The organism is Okeanomitos corallinicola TIOX110, assembly GCF_038050375.1.
Classification (GTDB): domain Bacteria; phylum Cyanobacteriota; class Cyanobacteriia; order Cyanobacteriales; family Nostocaceae; genus Okeanomitos; species Okeanomitos corallinicola.
The window spans coordinates 2,161,776-2,177,106 of sequence record NZ_CP150886.1 but is presented as its reverse complement, the minus strand read 5'-3'; the positions used below and the strand labels follow the sequence as shown (position 1 = coordinate 2,177,106).

9 protein-coding genes and 2 pseudogenes are annotated in these 15,331 nt (G+C 37.7%); 5 read left to right on the top strand and 6 right to left on the bottom strand.

Annotated elements, in window-relative coordinates; all coding sequences use genetic code 11:
* Window positions 1–372 precede the first annotated feature (372 nt).
* The 3 genes from WJM97_RS09470 (at window position 373) to WJM97_RS09460 (ending at window position 9,021) form a co-directional block, all read left to right on the top strand.
* A complete protein-coding gene (locus WJM97_RS09470) occupies window positions 373–1,014 on the top strand; it encodes a hypothetical protein (RefSeq protein WP_353932787.1) in 642 nt (213 codons plus the stop codon).
* Window positions 1,015–1,176: 162 nt separating this feature from the next.
* A complete protein-coding gene (locus tag WJM97_RS09465; RefSeq protein ID WP_353932786.1) occupies window positions 1,177–4,788 on the top strand; it encodes a tetratricopeptide repeat protein in 3,612 nt (1,203 codons plus the stop codon).
* A 465-nt stretch (window positions 4,789–5,253) separates the two neighbouring features.
* Window positions 5,254–9,021: a Calx-beta domain-containing protein gene (locus tag WJM97_RS09460; protein ID WP_353932785.1), complete on the top strand. Its 3,768-nt coding sequence runs from the start codon at window positions 5,254–5,256 to the stop codon at window positions 9,019–9,021.
* A gap of 62 nt (window positions 9,022–9,083) precedes the next feature.
* Here the strand turns inward: WJM97_RS09460 and WJM97_RS09455 are convergent, their stop codons facing one another.
* Window positions 9,084–9,374, bottom strand: a complete 291-nt coding sequence (locus tag WJM97_RS09455; RefSeq protein ID WP_353932784.1) for a hypothetical protein — start codon at window positions 9,372–9,374, stop codon at window positions 9,084–9,086.
* A gap of 63 nt (window positions 9,375–9,437) precedes the next feature.
* Window positions 9,438–9,596, bottom strand: a pseudogene (locus WJM97_RS09450) (PadR family transcriptional regulator); the annotation flags it as partial.
* Between WJM97_RS09450 and devC the strand changes: the two are divergent.
* Together devC and WJM97_RS09440 are read left to right on the top strand one after the other, a co-directional pair.
* A pseudogene (gene devC, locus WJM97_RS09445) lies at window positions 9,575–10,219 on the top strand (ABC transporter permease DevC); the annotation flags it as partial. The pseudogenes WJM97_RS09450 and devC sit on opposite strands and share 22 nt — an antisense overlap.
* Window positions 10,220–10,279: 60 nt before the next feature.
* Complete coding sequence (locus WJM97_RS09440) at window positions 10,280–10,957, top strand: DevA family ABC transporter ATP-binding protein (protein WP_353932783.1); 678 nt, start codon at window positions 10,280–10,282, stop codon at window positions 10,955–10,957.
* Between the two features lie 10 nt (window positions 10,958–10,967).
* Here the strand turns inward: WJM97_RS09440 and WJM97_RS09435 are convergent, their stop codons facing one another.
* From WJM97_RS09435 to WJM97_RS09420, 4 genes are all read right to left on the bottom strand, one after another.
* The gene (locus tag WJM97_RS09435) at window positions 10,968–11,351 is read right to left on the bottom strand and encodes a VOC family protein (RefSeq protein ID WP_353932782.1); all 384 of its coding nucleotides are present in this window, start codon (window positions 11,349–11,351) and stop codon (window positions 10,968–10,970) included.
* A 40-nt stretch (window positions 11,352–11,391) separates the two neighbouring features.
* Entirely contained in the window at window positions 11,392–11,973 is a 582-nt protein-coding gene (locus tag WJM97_RS09430; RefSeq protein ID WP_353932781.1) for a hypothetical protein, read from the bottom strand.
* Between the two features lie 350 nt (window positions 11,974–12,323).
* Window positions 12,324–13,628, bottom strand: coding sequence for a VWA domain-containing protein (locus WJM97_RS09425; RefSeq protein ID WP_353932780.1), 1,305 nt, complete (start codon window positions 13,626–13,628; stop codon window positions 12,324–12,326).
* Complete coding sequence (locus tag WJM97_RS09420; protein ID WP_353932779.1) at window positions 13,625–14,881, bottom strand: VWA domain-containing protein; 1,257 nt, start codon at window positions 14,879–14,881, stop codon at window positions 13,625–13,627. Before WJM97_RS09420 ends, WJM97_RS09425 begins: the two co-directional genes overlap by 4 nt.
* Window positions 14,882–15,331 lie beyond the last annotated feature (450 nt).

The following is a 15,331-nucleotide window of genomic DNA, read 5'->3' as shown; positions in this document are numbered from 1 at the left end:
CAATTATGGCAGGTGACAGGGAACAGTTGACAGGTAACAGTGCTGAAAGCCTTTCAGCATCTAAGTTTTAGTGTTAGTTAATGTCCTAACCGCCTTGTCCACGGCTATAAAAATGAACAGGTTTGGAGTATCGCCACTTACTAGAGTTTGGGGTTTCACTATTTTAACAACTGATGACCGTTTCCTCTAGGAAAAAGCAGAAAAAGTATTTTCAGTATATTTATTGAAGTATAAAAAAGTATTGTATTTTTTCTAACAATAAATATCCATTAAAGACAGCGGGAAACCTAACCGCTAATTGCTGATAACTGATAGCTGATTGTTACCGAACATCGCTAGAATTTTAACAGGAAAACTCAATGGTGCAGCATAATGCTCAAGCGGTTAATTCAATGGCTTAAAAGATTGTTTCGGGGTTTGTTTGGCAGTAAACAGAGTCCTCCGCAAGTAAAACAGAATATTGACAAAACAGCCGCACCGCCCCTGAGTGATACGGATCTAGAATTTTTATTTACAGAACTTTTAGCAGGAGTTCATCAAGCTAAAGGACAAGCTTGGGCGCAAAACTGGTTAAACAAACTAGAGCATCGTGTCAGCATTCAACGCTGGCTAGAATGGTTAAATAAGTTTGAGGAAAGATTATTAAAGGCAACTACACCTAATAATGAATTAGCATCTAGATTAGTACAACTCGGCGAATTAGAAGTTGGTGAAGTTGGTGATAGAGCATATCAAATTGGGATGAAGCTACTAACTCGCATTTCAGGTGAACCAGTTTGGGAATACGAAGGCCCAGATGCAGCTAAACCAGTTATTGCCCATGAAAATTTCTCAGAGGAAGAGTATGAAACTGTGACATGGGATGAATTATTGATCATGTTGCAGGAAAATCAAGAATTACGCCAGCAAATTGTGCAAGATTTTGGTATTGACACTGATGATCCGCAAATAATTATTCAGGCACTTATCAATCAAGCCCAGGGACTAGATCCATCTTCACCTCCAGAAAGTTGAATTAGACTAGGGCATATCTGTATTTTAGTAAGTTTTTGTGTGTTTTTTCTAACAATATGTATCCATGTTTCAATTAATTGAATAATCTGTTAGGTAATTAATGATTTTTTTGACACAACGATAGCTACAATCTAGGAGAAAGAAAATCCAAGAATGTGGCAAATGCTCAGGTGGCTATTGCAGTGGCTTAATAATTTTTTCAAGTACCCTTTTGAAAATCATCGGCTTCAAGATGCTGACGGTTTAGAAGGGTTTGAGGTGGGACAAACTTTACCGGAGTTAACTAATGCTGATTTAGAACTGTTATTTAACGAGTTACTCGAAGGTGTACATCAAGCAAAGGGACAAGAATGGGCCCTGAAATTTTTGCAGCGGATGGAGCCTCGCATCACTGTGGAGCGTTGGATAGATTGGTTGTTGATATTTGGTGAGAGATTATTGTCTTCTCCTGCACCAAATAGTCAAACTGCAACGCGGATGGTAAAACTAGGTGAATTAAATATAGGTAAAGTAGGTGAGTTGGCATCAGAAATTGGTGTGCAGCTATTAAGCCGTGAGTTTTTAGCTAACAGGTATGAGGAAAGTTTAGAAAGAAGTTCACAACAACATTTAGAAGAACTTGCAGAACCAACACAGGTTTTCGCCGCACCATCAGCGGAAACTATTACAGATAGTCCAGGACAGCAGTTACTCAGAAATTTGGGTGAACAACTGTGGGGTTATGAAGAACAAGCTCAAGTCAATATTTTACCTGTAGCTGTTAATTTGGAGGAGATTTGGGGTAATCCTGACATTCAAAACTTGAGTTATCAAGAAAACTTACAGACATCTGAACCTGTTGTTTTTGAGTTTGCTAGGGAGGATGCGCCAGATTTTGAGGAGATAGAACACGTTTTACCATCTCCTGTAGCTGATTCGTTGGATCAGTCTTTGACCCATTTAGAACCACAAGTAGCACAGACTTTAGATGAGTTGGTGGTCAGGTTGGAGCAAAGTACCAGTTTAGTTCAGCAACTTGCTTCGGAATTATCGCTGCGCGATGCCTACAGTAGGCAAAGTCAATACCCGGAAGTTTTTGAGCGGAATAATTTTCAACTCACTGTCACGAACCAGGCTCAACAGTGGTTTTATCAAGGTTTACAACAGGCTAAATCCGGTGATTTATTGGCAGCATTAACTTTTTATGGTCAAGCTATTAAACTGCAACCTGATGCTTATGAATATTGGTTTAATCAAGGTCTAACTTTATTTCACTTACACCGATTTGAAGAAGCTATTGCCGCTTATGATCAAGCATTGAGACTGAAACCTGATTTTTCTAAAGCTTGGTATAACCGGGGGGGAGTTCTTGGTGAGTTTGGAGAATTTGAAGAGGCGATCGCATCTTTCGATAAAGCTATAGAATTTAAAGCTAACTATCAAGAAGCTTGGGCTAGTCGTGGTTTAGCTTTGTTAAAACTAGGATTAGTCTGGGAAGCGATTTCTAGTTATGAAGCAGCGTTAAATTTACAACCAGAAGATCAAGAAACTTGGTATTACCGAGGGGTGGCGTTAAGTATTGTGGAACAGTTTGCAGAGGCGATCGCATCATACAACCAAGCCTTAGAAATTCAACCAGACTATCACGAAGTTCTCATTGACCGTGGTGTAGTCTTGTTTAGTCTGCAACGTTGGTCAGAAGCCATTGACTCTTGGGATCAGGCTTTAGCAATTCAATCTGATTTTTACCTTGCTTGGTATAACCGAGGTATTGCTTTAGAGAACTTAGGCAAAAGAGAAGAATCTATTGATTCCTATCAACACGCTATTAACATCAAACCTGATTTTCACCTTGCTTGGTACAATCAAGCCGTAGCACTGTTTTACTTAGATAGATTGCCAGAAGCTATTTCTTGCTATGATAACGCCCTAGAAATCAAACTTGACTACTGGGAAGCTTGGCTGGGAAGGGCTTTAGCTGTAGGAAAAGCAGTTAATGAAAAAGAATCCCTCAGTGTAACCAGTACCATTGCCACATCAAATCCTGCCCTGAACCGTAGAGGTTATGAAGGCAAACTAGCCACATATCAAGAAGGGTTGAAATATCTGCGTCCCGATACCCACCCAGAAGGATGGGGAAGATTACATTTAGCCCTGGGTAATACACATTACGAACATGGCAAAAAACAATCCATACCCCACCATTTTTGGCAACAAGCTATATCTGACTATCAACAGGCATTATTAACCCTAACAGCTGAAGATTTTACAGAACTGCACTTAGAAGTATTACAATCTCTCAGTAAAGTGCTTTTAGGCTTGAGAGAAATATCAGCAGTACAAGAATTACAGCAACAAGGTTTATACATATTAGAACAACTACTAAATCAAACAAACCGCTCAGAACAAAGTAAAAAACAACTAGCTTTAAAGTTTATCGGTTTCCAACAATTAGGTGTTGATTTAGCAGTAGAAACAGGTGATTTAGTAGAAGCTTGGGAAATTGCCGAACATTCAAAAAATACTTGTTTAAAATTAATGCTTTCTGGTTGGCAGGAGCAAATTTACTCTCCCCAATATCCAGAAAATCAAAACTTATTAAATCCCACCACAGCCATTATTTATTGGCATCTTAGCCCCATTGCTTTACACACATTTATTATTAAACATGAAGCACCATCACCGCTTTTATTACTAACACCTATTCAAGATGTAGAAACCCTACCAGAAGCAGTACAACGTCTAGTAGACTTCGAGAAATGGTTAGAAAATTGGCAAAAAGAATATCAGCAATATCACCAAACTCAACACCCAGATAATCATCATTCCTGGCAATTAAATATGGAAGAGAGGTTATTTGAATTACAAAATATCCTCAATATTTCTACAGTAATTCAGGAACTAGAAGGAATCGAAAATCTGATTTTGATTCCCCACCGTGATTTAAATAAATTACCACTTCATGTTCTTTTCTGCAATGCACAATCAGAGTGTAACTATACTATTAGTTACTTACCTAGTGTACAGGTAGGATTAGAATTAAATAGATATGATTCCTTAAATTGGCAAGAGAAAAATTTACTCAGTGTTGAAAATATAGAGAATATAAAAGAGAATATAAATAGTTATAAAATCACAACTGTTGACTTTGCAGTAGCAATTGTGAAAAATATGTTTAATAATTGCCAACACTTACAAGGGGAACAAGTTAATAAAGAAAATATCAAAAATGCCCTATCTGCAAATTACAATATATTCCATTTCACGGGTGATATAATCAATAATTCCAAGGAAGTACAAAAATCAGCTTTGGTGTTAGCAGATAAAGAAAATTTGACCTTAGCAGAAATCAGTCAAATAGATGTTGGTAATTATCATCTGTTCACATTTATTAATTCTGAAAACGTTAGTCATAATATTCAGAGTATCAGCAGTGAATATGTGGGTTTATTCACAGGTTTATTAACTGCTGGTGTTCCTTATGTTTTGAGTACAATTTGGAATGTTGAACAATCTGCAACGGCTTTAGTAAGTATTGAGTTCTACCGCCAATTAATTTCTCGACAATCTCCAGTAATTGCTTTATCTGAGGCTACGAATTGGTTAAAAGAAATAACTGTTGAAGAATTGATTAAATGGTATGAATGTCTACTGGAAAATTTGCAGCCACAGGAATCAAAATTGAGCAGTTATATCAAGGTACAAATTGAGCAACAAAGGCAATTATCACCGCAAACAAAACCCTATTCTTCTCCCTATTATTGGTCTGGATTTATTTTATTAGGACGACTTTAAAACAGTTACCACCCATTGTCTTTGGTTAATAAATTAACTTTATGCACCTCTTGATAACTGGTGTTAAAGTCCAATCACCCCTTTTTCAGTAGATTTAGGGGATTTAAGAATATCTTCTTATATTCATATTCATTCGGAAATTCTGAATAGTAGTTTTGTAGTTGTTATCTCGGAGATAACGAATCACATATATTAACTACCCTAGTATTGGAAGAGGCCTTTACCACCTGGTTTTATGATGTTGATGTCTTAATCATCTGAGTTGTTGTAGATACTTTGGTATTCACAATCATAAGTAATACCACTACGTAATTCTTCCGATAGATTGCATTTATTTATATCAATTCAGCTGTCAATCGCAAGTTAGCATGAGTAAAATGTGTAAATCAAATTAAATCGTAAAAAGACTTTATGAGCTTAATAATTAATCAATCACTAAACTTGACATACTCTTACCTTACAAACTTGTCTAATTTAGACAGTTTTGGGTATGTTTTAGATACCGCCTTTGGTACAGCATACAACCGTAATCTTGCGGAAATCTTACGTTTACAATGGCAAGCAGGTGATTTCAGTCAAATTCCGCAAATAGAAATCCTTGATAGCAGCATTTTAGGAACTGCTCAGGGTGCTTATGCTATCAGTACAAACACAATTTACCTATCAGATTACCTTGTCAAAACAGGAACACCGGAAGCCATTAGTAGAGTGCTATTGGAAGAAATTGGGCATTTTGTAGATGCTCAAATTAATACTTTGGATGCGTCAGGAGATGAAGGGGCAATTTTTGCTGAGTTAGTGCAAGGTAATAGTTTGGATGCTGCAACCTTAGAGGTTTTAAAGAATGAGGATGATACAGCAGTTATTGATGTGGATGGGGAAAGTGTTTTAGTTGAGCAAGCGAATCTTTCGGGTACGTCAGGTAATGATACCATTACAGGAACTACTGGGAATGATGTTATCAGTGGGTTGGGCGGTAATGATAGGCTTTATGGACTCGAAGGTAATGATAGCTTAAATGGTGGTGGTGGAAATGATATTATCTTCAGTGATGCAGGTAACGATACCATTAATGGAGCTACAGGATTTGACTACTATGTAGCTGATTACAGCGATCGCACTACCGGGTTAACCATGACCTATGACCCGACAACGGGTAATGGAACTATTACCATTGGTAGTGAAGTTGACACTCTCATCTCCATTGAAAGTTTCAACGAAGGTTTTGGACTGAATGGAGGTTTTAAAGGGACTGCCTTTGCTGACGTAATTGTTGGTACTTCAGACAGTGAAAACTACTACTGGTACGGGATTTATGGTGGAGATGGGAACGATACTATCTCAGGGGGTGCAGGTGATGACAATGTCTATGGAGAAGAAGGTAATGACGTTCTCAATGGCGATGCTGGAAATGATTACTTGTATGGTGGTAATGGCAATGATAGCTTAAATGGTGGTGTTGGAGATGATGTTATTTATAGCGATATAGGTAACGATACCATCAATGGCGGTACAGGATTTGACTACTATGTAGCTGATTATAGCGATCGCACTACCGGGTTAACCATGACCTATGACCCGACAACGGGTAATGGAACTATTACCATTGGTAGTGAAGTTGACACTCTCATCTCCATTGAAAGTTTCAACGAAGGTTTTGGACTGAATGGAGGTTTTAAAGGGACTGCCTTTGCTGACGTAATTGTTGGTACTTCAGACAGTGAAAACTACTACTGGTACGGGATTTATGGTGGAGATGGGAACGATACTATCTCAGGGGGTGCAGGTGATGACAATGTCTATGGAGAAGAAGGTAATGACGTTCTCAATGGCGATGCTGGAAATGATTACTTGTATGGTGGTAATGGCAATGATAGCTTAAATGGTGGTGTTGGAGATGATGTTATTTATAGCGATATAGGTAACGATACCATCAATGGCGGTACAGGATTTGACTACTATGTAGCTGATTATAGCGATCGCACTACCGGGTTAACCATGACCTATGACCCGACAACGGGTAATGGAACTATTACCATTGGTAGTGAAGTTGACACTCTCATCTCCATTGAAAGTTTCAACGAAGGTTTTGGACTGAATGGAGGTTTTAAAGGGACTGCCTTTGCTGACGTAATTGTTGGTACTTCAGACAGTGAAAACTACTACTGGTACGGGATTTATGGTGGAGATGGGAACGATACTATCTCAGGGGGTGCAGGTGATGACAATGTCTATGGAGAAGAAGGTAATGACGTTCTCAATGGCGATGCTGGAAATGATTACTTGTATGGTGGTAATGGCAATGATAGCTTAAATGGTGGTGTTGGAGATGATGTTATTTATAGCGATATAGGTAACGATACCATCAATGGCGGTACAGGATTTGACTACTATGTAGCTGATTATAGCGATCGCACTACCGGGTTAACCATGACCTATGACCCGACAACGGGTAATGGAACTATTACCATTGGTAGTGAAGTTGACACTCTCATCTCCATTGAAAGTTTCAACGAAGGTTTTGGACTGAATGGAGGTTTTAAAGGGACTGCCTTTGCTGACGTAATTGTTGGTACTTCAGACAGTGAAAACTACTACTGGTACGGGATTTATGGTGGAGATGGGAATGACACTATCTCAGGGGGTGCAGGTGATGACAATGTCTATGGAGAAGAAGGTAATGACACCCTAACTGGAGTAGATCCCACCAGCATAAACCCTGGACGCGGTGAAAGAGACTATCTAGAAGGAGGAATTGGAGCAGATCGCTTTATACTAGGTGATGCCACCTGGATTGGTTATGATGACGGTAATAGTACCACCAATGGTAACAGTGACTATGCCGAAATTGAAGACTTTAACCCCACAGAAGGGGATGTTATTCAACTGCAAGGAACAAGCAGTAATTACCTTTTGACTGTTGTCGGTGCAGATACTCAAATATTCATAAATAAACCGGGAACAGAACCAGATGAACTCATTGGTATAATCCGAAATCAAACAGGCTTGAGTCTCACAGGTGATTACTTTGCCTATAATCAAGATGTTGTTGCATCATCTGTAAATATTAATCTCAGCAAAAAACAAACAGTAGTAGAAGGTAAAACCAATTCCCAAAATGTGGTTTATACAGTCACTTTAGACGATACCAGCAACCAAACTATCACAGTTCAATATGCAACGTCTGACTTAAAAGCCAAAGCAGGTTCAGACTACACCAGCACTAGCGGAACATTAACATTTAACCCAGGGGAAACAAGTAAAACCATTAGTATTCCCATTCTTAATAATTCTGTTAATGAAGCGAATGAAACCTTTAATCTAACATTAAGTAATCCCACTAATGGCAACTTAGGCACAGCTAGTAGTGTATTAACCACAATTACTGATACCTTGAGTTCTTCCAGCACCATCACCTTACCTGTAGGAGTAGAAAATCTAACGCTGTCTGGGAAAAATGCAATTAATGGTACAGGAAATGCCAATGCAAATATCATCAAAGGGAATAGCAACAATAATACTCTTTCTGGTTTAGCCGGTAATGACAGTTATTTGTTTGCGGCTAATACTGTTTTAGGAACAGATACCATTAACGAAACTACCACAGGTGGCACTGATTTAATTAATTTTACTGGTACTAAGACTGGAGTGAATATCAACTTAGGAACTACTGCATTACAAACAGTAAATAGTAATCTGAGTTTGGTTTTATCTGCTAATAATGTGATTGAAAATGTCACTGGTGGTTTAGCTAATGATGTATTAACTGGTAACTCTTTAGATAATACTATCCTGGGTGGAAATGGAGATGATCAATTAATTGGACAAGCTGGAAATGATTTACTTTGGGGAGGTGCTGGAAATGATACTTTGAATGGAGGAACAGGTGGTGATAAATATCAGTTTAAAGGTAATAGTCGGTCTTTGAGCAGTAGTTTAGGTGTTGATTCAATTACTCAATTTGTGGTAGGACAAGATCAGATTTTATTGAGTAAATCAACTTTTAAATCTATGACAAATAGCGCAGGACAAGTATTAACTGATTTTGCTGTTGTAGCTAATAATAGTTTGGTGAATGCTAGTAGTGCGCGAATTGTTTATAGTCAAGGAACTGGCAGTTTATTCTATAACCAAGATGGTAGTGTTTTAGGTACGGATACTGTGTTTGAGTTTGCGGAAATTGGTAATTCTGCTATTACTTTAAGTGGTAGTGATTTCCTCGTTATTGCTTAGTTATCTGATGTTTTTATTATTTTATTTGGCGGGCATTTTGCCCGCTTTTTTTATTTTTGTGGTCATAAATCTTTCAGTATTTCTAATGCTTCATCACACCAACCTAACCATTCTATTTCACATCTAATTCCTGCTTTTAAAACTAGGTATTTTAATTTTTCTGCTTTTGTTAATTCTTCTGTTTTTAAAAAATTTTCTTGTTCAATTTCTTGATATTTTGATAATTTATCTAAATGTATGTTCTGACGACGTTCTACATCTGCAATTAAAACTTTAACTGGTACTAAATCACCAGAAAATATTTTTACTAATATATCTTCTCTGATTGTATCTGGTTGACTAGGTTTTTTCATCCACTCTCTTAAATGTTCCTTACCTTCTTCAGTAATGGAATATATTTTTTTGTCTAAACGGCCTTCACGGGGAATAATTTCAGAAACAATAAAACCTTGTGTTTCTAGTTTCCCTAATTCTCTGTAAATTTGCTGCTGGGAAGCGTGCCAAAAATAACCTACACATTCACTAAATTTTTTGGAAAGGTCATAACCGCTTTGAGGTGAATGTAGTTGGTTTATTTCAATTAGGAACTTCCTTTGGTGTGAATGGTAATATTATTACCAGTGATGTCAATTTTCTGCGTTTATTTGGTACACAAAGAAGACAACGCGGGTTAATAGATTTTGGATTAATAAAATTAGAAGATGATGCAGATGTAAATTGGGTTTTAGAAAATTTAAGAGCAAATTTACCCAAAGATGTGAAAGTTTTATCTAAACAGGAATTTGTAGCACAAGAAAAAAGTTTTTGGAATACAAGTACACCTGTAGGGTTCACATTTACATTAGGTGCAATAATTGGTTTTGTGGTTGGTGCAGTTATTGTTTATCAAATTCTTTATAGTGATGTTTCTGATCATTTACCAGAATATGCAACCTTAAAAGCCATAGGTTTTAAAAATCGTTATTTGTTAGTAATCGTATTTCAAGAAGCTTTAATTTTAGCAGCTATTGGTTTTATTCCGGGTTTTGCAATTTCTCAAGGTTTATATTTAATCACTCGTCAAGCAACATTGTTACCAATAATGATGACAGTAGATAGAGCGATTTTTATTTTTACCCTCACAACTATCATGTGTTCAATTTCGGCATTAATAGCAATGCAAAAACTTCAATCTGCTGATCCTGCTGATGTCTTTTAAACAAAAAATATCTTCCTCTGCGTACTCTGCGTCTCTGCGGTTCGTTTCCTCAAAAAAACCATGAACACAACACCAGCAATTTCTGTATCTAACCTCAACCATTACTATGGAGAAGGAACATTAAAAAAACAAATCCTCTTTGATATCAACCTAGAAATAAAACCAGGAGAAATAGTTATCATGACTGGGCCTTCTGGTTCAGGTAAAACCACATTGTTAACATTAATTGGTAGTTTACGATCTGTACAAAGTGGAAGTTTAAAAATACTAGGTAAAGAATTAGCTGGTGCAAATAAAAATGAAATGGTAAAAGTGCGACGAAATATAGGTTATATTTTTCAAGCACATAATTTGTTAGGGTTTTTAAATGCTCAACAAAATGTACAAATGCCTTTTGAAAATGATCCACAGATTTCTTTTAAAGAAGCACAAATAAAAGCAGCAGCAATGTTAAAAATTGTCGGGTTAGGAGAAAGATTGAATTATTATCCTGATGGACTTTCAGGAGGACAAAAACAACGGGTTGCTATTGCGCGTGCGTTGGTGCATCATCCTCAATTGGTTTTAGCAGATGAACCCACAGCAGCTTTAGATAGTAAGTCTGGTAGAGATGTGGTGAATTTAATGCAGAAATTAGCTAAGGAACAAGGTTGTACAATTTTATTGGTGACTCATGATAATAGAATTTTAGATATTGCTGATAGAATTGTAAAAATGGAAGATGGTTATTTAGTATAAGTTGAAAATCTTAAATCTCATAAATTTCTAAGGGTAAGTGATCTGGATCTTGAAAAAATGTGAATTTCTTACCTGTAATTTCATCAACTCTGATATTTTCAACTTCGATATTTTTAGAGTTTAAATATTTGACACTTTCTTCTATATTTTCAACTGCAAAAGCAAGATGTCTTAAACCACAAGCTTCAGGGTTACTAACTCGTTGGGGAGGGTTGGGAAAGGAGAACAGTTCAATTTGGGTGTTACCTACTTGTAAATCTAATTTATAGGAATTTCTGGCTTTGCGGTAGGTTTCATGAATTATTTTAAAACCAAGAATATCAACATAAAAATGTTTTGATTTTTCGTAATTTGAACAGATTATAGCAATATGATGAATATTTGATATTTTCATATTTACTATATAGTATTTTGTCAATGAAAACTAAAATTTTTCAAGCTTTTTCACTAATTTCTGTAACTTTTTGATCTCGTTTCTTTTTAAATTTTCCCATTAATGCTATGCTGAGTAAAGAGCCTATTGTGGGTATGCTTGCGCCTCCAGGAATGTTAAAAGGAACTACTGTTACTGGAGTTATAACCAAATTGACTGGAGAAGGATCACTCGGCGGAATCAATTGTTCTTCAAAAATCGAATTTCCTTGTTTAGAAACTTTGTACACACCAACACCATCTGCTGACCCCGATCCTAAAGAATTTGTGGAAAAAGAAAAGCCTCTTTCTGTAGGATGAAAAGGTGCAGTTGCTGAAATAAGATTATCAGAACCACCTCCATTAGCTATTCTATTTATGGTGTTAGCTCCTCTCTGTCCACTGATACTTGTTATTACATAGTAAAAATCCCCGCCGCCTATGTCTACAGCCTGATCAGAAGTTGTCAGTATTCCTGAAGCATTTCCACTTGGGTAACTGTAAGCAAAGTTAAATTCAAGAGCCTGTGCAGAAGATAAACCACTGGCTAAGATGGCAGTAGTACAACTACCAACAATTAAACTAATTACATGAGATAACTTCATAAAGTTAGTTGTATGGTGTAACTCTCAGCAAACCAAATATAAGACATACAGCGAATTTCATATCCGTGAGGTACATTTGTGACGGGCAAGGTTCCCATCCCACAAGAGTTTTATTGTTCAGGTTGTGCCTCATATACCATGCTATCTGCTGTATATACAGCACTTCCCGGTGTTATGAAGTACAAGAACCCCACCCCCAACCCCCTCCCCGCAAGCGATGAGGGGGCTAAAGTGTAGCTCATAAGAGCGGAAACCGCTGTAAGTGTCACTAATAAATTACCATACAGGTACAATTATGAAAAGACTAAACAATAAGTTTAGGGATTTAGCATTGCTAAACCCCTACCTATTTACTCCTTCAAAATGGTCTTTGATGCCATTCGCGTTTTCTTCCGATCTGCTTCGGAAAGTTCTTGACCGGCTTGTAGACGAGTAGCGGAAGTTTGCAATACTGTAGCGGCTTTAGTATCACCAATTTGCAAAGCGGTTTTTGCTGCTGTTTGCAACATTGTTACCGCACCTGTGCGATCGCCTAATTCTAATTTTGCCTCTGCTACTTGGGTTTGACGATATTTAGCTAATACCAAAATAGACTGCAAAACCTGGGGGTTTAAAGCAGGTTCGTAAGTCTTAGTGATATTTGCATAGATCGGCATCAGGGGAGACAGTAAACCCTCTTGGCTAATTGCTGGATCATCGTAGCGAATTTGAATGTGTCCAATTACCTGTTCACCTTCTGGTAACTGTCCCAAATAAACATTCGCCAAAACTACCCGCTTCACGTCTTTCATTAAGTCACCCAAACGAAAAACGTAGCTACCATTGGTTTCAGTTTCTACGCTTAACTCGATGGTTTCTGGTGCAACTTGAGCGATGGGTTTAAGTTCTGCTAACCGCACACCAGGAACTAGAGAAAGTAACAGGTAAGCATTGGTTAAACCTACAGACTGAATACGCTTAAACAAGCGGCTAAATTGATCTACAGCTTGTTGGGGATGTTCAATATAAGCCAGAGTACCACCACCAGCATCAGCAATTTTTTCCAACAAGTCTTCGTTCCAGTCATCACCAAAACCAAAGGTGTTAAGAGTGAGATTAACTCTAGTGGCTTTTTGTGCCAGTTCTAGGCAGCGTTTACTGTCATTAGGCCCAATTTCCCACTTCCAAAGTTTTAACCCATTATCACCATGACCATCTGTGAGTAAGAATGCTTGGGAAACAGCACCTTTAGTTCCTTTGAGTAATTCTGTAATTCCCAAAGATAAACCCTCAGCAATGATAGTCCCACCGCCAGCTTTAAGCTTTTTGTGTAGCTGGGCTTTAATACTGGCTGCGTCTTTAACAACTTGATTGGGGATAATGACCTCAGCAATACCAGCAAAAGCGACAATTGAGATCCGATCACCGGAGGTGGGTGTTACGCCATCGCCTGGTTTGAGTTGATCTATTAATTGTTCTACCGCCTGAATCACCGTGTTGATGGGTTCACCGTCCATAGAACCGCTTTTATCAAGAATCAGGCATAGATTCAAGGGTAGACTGGGATCAAGCTCATCAGCAACAGCGGAAATGGAAATTTCTAGTTGACGCTGATTACTCAATTGAGCCGCATCAACGTTAGTATCATTTAGAGCCGATAATAATTGAACTTTCATTTAGGAGGAGCATCCTGCAAAACAGTTTTTGAGACAATTCTGGTTTTTTTGCGATCGCTCTCTGATAACTCTTCCCCAGCTTGTAAACGAGTAGCCGAAGTTTGCAATACTGTGGCTGCGTTAGCATCTCCCATTTGCAAAGCCGTTTTAGCCGCCGTTTGTAACATTGTCGCTGCCCCAGTCCGATCACCTTGTTGAAGTTTGGTTTCCGCTAACTGGGTTTGGCGATACTTGGCTAAAGCCAAAATTGACTGTTGCACCTGGGGATTGATACTCGGTTGGTAAATGCGCTCCACATTCATATAAACTGGCATATTCAGGGAAAATAATCCAGTTTGTTCCAGAGCAGGGTCATCGTAGCGAATTTGAACATTAGCGATCGCCTGTCTACCTTCTGGCAATTGCCCCAAATAAATATTAGCCAATACTACCCGTTCCACATCTTTCATTAAATCTCCCAGTCTGACCGTAAACCGTCCATCTGCTTCTATTTGTACTGGCAACTCAATGGTATCTGGAGCAACTTGGGCTACAGGTTTCAATTCCGCTAAACGCACATTTGGCATCAGTGAAAATAACAGATAAGCATTAGTCAAACCTACAGTTTGCATCCGCGTAAACAAACTATTGAACTTATCTACTGCTTGTTCAGGTTGTTCGATATGAGACAAATTTCCTAGAGCCGCATCAGCTATTTTTTCCAAAATATCCTGATTCCAATTGTCACCAAAACCCAATGTATTTAGAGTTAAATTATATCCTGCTGCTAATTCAGCAAATTTTAAACAACGATTATTATCACCATGTTCATTTTCTCCATCAGTCAGTAAAAATGCTTGGGAAATCGTATCTTTTTTACCCTTAGCTAACTCCTCAATTCCCAACCGCAAACCTTCATCAATTGCTGTTCCCCCATCCGCAGAAAGACGGTTAATTTGTTGTTTAATGTATTCTCTATCTTCAGTGACTTGATTGGGAATTAACACCTTAGCACGATGATCAAAAACTACAATACTCAATCTATCTTGAGAACTCAGACGATCCACTAACAAACAAGCAGCTTTTTTGACAGTTTCCAGCGATCGCCCCTTCATCGAACCACTATGATCTAAAATTAAACATAAATTTAATGGCACACTGCGATCTATAGTTTCACCAATCGCAGAAATAGAAATTGCTAACTGACGCTGACTGCTAGGTTGATTCGCGTCCACACCAGCATCATTGAGATTAAGTTGCAAGTTAACCTTCATAAGCTATTTTCCTAACGAGATTATCTATATCTATTTATAAATAACTTCAAAAGATTCTTTCATCGCTACGGAAAACATATTTAACAAAAACTTTATTTGGGTAATTGGTAATTTTGTGATCACAGAGGTTCTACCTCTGACTTGACACTTTACAATTCTTATTGTGATTTTTCTAAAAAATTCTAAAAAAGTTTCAACACCGTTTTTTACCCCTAAATTATTGAGAATAGCTGCGAATGACTCAACGTAATTTCAAGGGTCTTGACTTTTGAAATGGTTATGTTATGATAGTTTTTAGACGTTCCAAGGGATTATTGTGTCTATAACTTGAAATTGCTAGTAATAAGGAACGCAGATAAACGCAGATAAACGCGGATAAACGCAAATAAAGATATTTTAATAAATCAAAACAATTGTCTGAATCAGGATAACAGGATATCCAGGATGTTA